At 71.8% G+C, this 2,554-nt stretch carries 2 protein-coding genes and 1 pseudogene; 1 reads left to right on the top strand and 2 read right to left on the bottom strand.

Features of this window, described 5'->3' with window-relative positions:
- Together Q8M82_RS08545 and Q8M82_RS08540 are read right to left on the bottom strand one after the other, a co-directional pair.
- The coding region (locus Q8M82_RS08545) for a DUF2336 domain-containing protein (RefSeq protein ID WP_305690941.1) at positions 1-1,160 on the bottom strand (1,160 nt) is incomplete at its 3' end.
- Positions 1,157-2,239, bottom strand: coding sequence for a lytic transglycosylase domain-containing protein (locus Q8M82_RS08540; protein ID WP_305690940.1), 1,083 nt, complete (start codon positions 2,237-2,239; stop codon positions 1,157-1,159). The genes Q8M82_RS08540 and Q8M82_RS08545, both read right to left, overlap by 4 nt.
- A gap of 234 nt (positions 2,240-2,473) precedes the next feature.
- Here Q8M82_RS08540 and Q8M82_RS08535 point away from each other — a divergent pair.
- Positions 2,474-2,554: pseudogene (locus tag Q8M82_RS08535) on the top strand (IS5/IS1182 family transposase); the annotation flags it as partial.

Genomic DNA, 2,554 nt, shown 5'->3' with positions numbered 1-2,554 from the left:
GTCTCGACCAGATAGGCGAAGGCGGCGTCGTCGGCCAGGCTGTCGGCCATCGCCCGGGCTTCCTCGCGCGCGGCCTCTGCATCCATGCGGCGCAGCAGGCCCATCAGCGCATGGGCCTCCGAACCCTCCAGCGCCTCGCAGGCGATCAGCACCTCGCGCAGCAGGGGGCGGTCGATGCCATGCCATCTGCCCCCGGCATCGAAGCCGCGCGCGTTCAGGGCCACGATCGCCGCCGTGAAGGCCGGCTGCAGGGAGTCCGGCAAGCCCGTCTTGCGATAGAGTGCCTTCAATCCGGCGCCGCGCCGGTCGCGCAGGAGAGCGCCGACACGCGCCGTGGGCAGGCCCGACAGCGCCACGAACGCGGCTTCCGCCAGCGCAGGCTCTCCCGAGAGCAGCGAGCGCAGCATCAGGCCAGGCGTCAGCCGTCCATGCGCGCGCAGAACCTCGACGATGGCCGGCGCATCGCTGTCCTCGCCGCCGGCCGCGAGCGCCACCGCGACGCGCTCGGTCGATTCCCGCGCCAGCCGGGCGCTGCGCTCCGGCGTCAGCCAGCCGCAGCCTGAGACGAAGTCGGCCAACGCGTCCGAGACCCGGGCGGCGATGGTCTGGCGCAGCCCGGCCGGCAGATCGGCCCGCGCCAGCAAAGCCTCGCGCAGGGGCCCGCAATCGCCGGCGCGCTCGACCATGCGCTCCAGCGAGAAATCGGGAATCTCGGCGGTACGGTTGCCCGCGAGCGTCACCAGAGCCTCCTCGCAGCCGACCTCGGCCAGCGCGGCGCAGACGCCGGCCTGCAGATGCGGACGCAGCGCGATCGCCTTCTGCGCCAGCAGGTCGCCGATCGCGGCCGCATCGACGAGGTCGGCCTCGCTCAGCACCGGCGAATGGGCCAGCACCAGGGCTGCGACATCGCTCTGGTCGGCGATCAACCCGAGCACGAGATTGCGCGGCGCCCGAGGCGACGAGGCCATTTCCTCGGCGATCGCCCGGCGCACCCGGGGCGAAGGATCGTCGATCAAGGCGATGAGCGCGGTCTCGGCCTCGCAGCGGTCCTCCTCGGCCATGCCGGAGCGAAGATAGGCGCCGGCCAGGGCGGCGGCGCCGCTGGCGCGCTCCTCGGCATTGGCGGTGCGGGCCCAGAGCAGGAAGCGACGGACGATCATCGGGCGTTCCGCTGGATCATGAAGGCGGAGAGATCGAGTGGCGCCCGGCGCGTGCGCGCGGTGCTGCGCTCCTGCGCGGCGGGCGTCGGCTGCGTCAGTTCGACCGGGCGAGCGGGCGGCAGCGGCGCAGGCACGGCCCGTATCGATGCCGCCGCGTTGGCTGCGGCAGCATCGGCCGCCGTCGGCGCGACCGCGGTGGCGTCCGATTTCGTCTGGCGCGGGAAGAAGCGATCGGCCGGATCGAGCGAGGCGGTGCGCCCGGCATCGCCGCGCGGGGTCGACCAGAGATTGGCGACCGCCTGCGACACCGGGGCGCGCGAGCCTTCCGTCGAGAACAGGCCTATCAGCCCCTTGGCGCGGCCTGGCGCGAGCGCGGCGGCGATCTCGGCCGGTTTGTCGCCGCCCTGCCCCGTCGTGCTCTGCGTGACCGTCGCCGAGGTGGCGAGCTGGGTATTGGCGTGGCTGGCGGCCAGCACGCCATAGACCTCCTGGGCGCTGCGGGCCCGGCCGCTCTTGTCGAAGAAGATGCCGCGGTTCGCTGCGGCCGCCTCCGGGAAATCCTTCGCGGCGGCACGGGTCGGATCGGCCGCGGCGGTCTTGATCAGGTCGGAGGCCCCGCGCGCGCCCAGCACATGGGCCATGTAGAGCTCGCCAGCCTGTGGCTGGCGGCCGAGCGCTCCGGCGAGCTGCTCACGGTTCTTCTGGGTCAGCGCGCCGGCCATCACGGCGGCGACCTGCGGGTCCTTGCGCAGCTCCAGGATCTTCTCCCGCGCCGCCGGGTCCGCGACGGTGAGCCGCCCGCCGCCCGTTTCGCTGATCGCGTCGGCATAGCTGGAGAGGCCCTGCTTGGGCCCCTCCTGCTTCACCATGGACAGCCAGGTCTGCTCGATGAACTGGAACAGGCCGGTGGCGCTCGACGTCTTCGCCTTGGCGTCGGGCTCGAGCGAGGATTCGCGCTGGGCCGTCTTGAGCAGATAGTCGAACCCCGCGCCGGTCTTGGCCGCGCCGTCGCGGATGGCGCTCACCACCGGGTTCGCCGGCTGGGTCTCGCGCGTCTGCGGGGTGGTGAACAGGAACATCGGCACTCTCGGGCGTACCCGCCGGCGGCGGCCGCCGCAGGACGCTGCGGCGCGGTCTTGAGAGTGGCCCGATTATGGTAAGCGAAGCGTTAATCACGACGCATCGTCACCGCGTCGCGGCACGGGATCGCGGGCGTCCTTTTCGGCCGCGCGATGCGCTAGGTCACATACCCATAAACGGGATTCCCTGCGGCGTGGTGTTCTGATTCATTGATCTCAACCTTGGAGGTTGAGATGGCTCGCTTTGATCTGACGGATTTCGAGTGGTCGGTGATCGAGCCGCTTCTTCCGACAAAGGTGCGTGGCGTCGCGCGG

Source organism: Allobosea sp., from assembly GCF_030694325.1.
Classification (GTDB): Bacteria; Pseudomonadota; Alphaproteobacteria; order Rhizobiales; family Beijerinckiaceae; genus Allobosea.
Note: the sequence above shows the minus strand (reverse complement) of the source record. Positions and strands in the feature narration are given on the sequence as shown.

Coding starts and splice junctions, on each gene's coding strand:
- Q8M82_RS08540 (WP_305690940.1), bottom strand. CDS start 2,239: ATGTTCCTGTTCACCACCCCGCAGACGCGCGAGACCCAGCCGGCGAAC.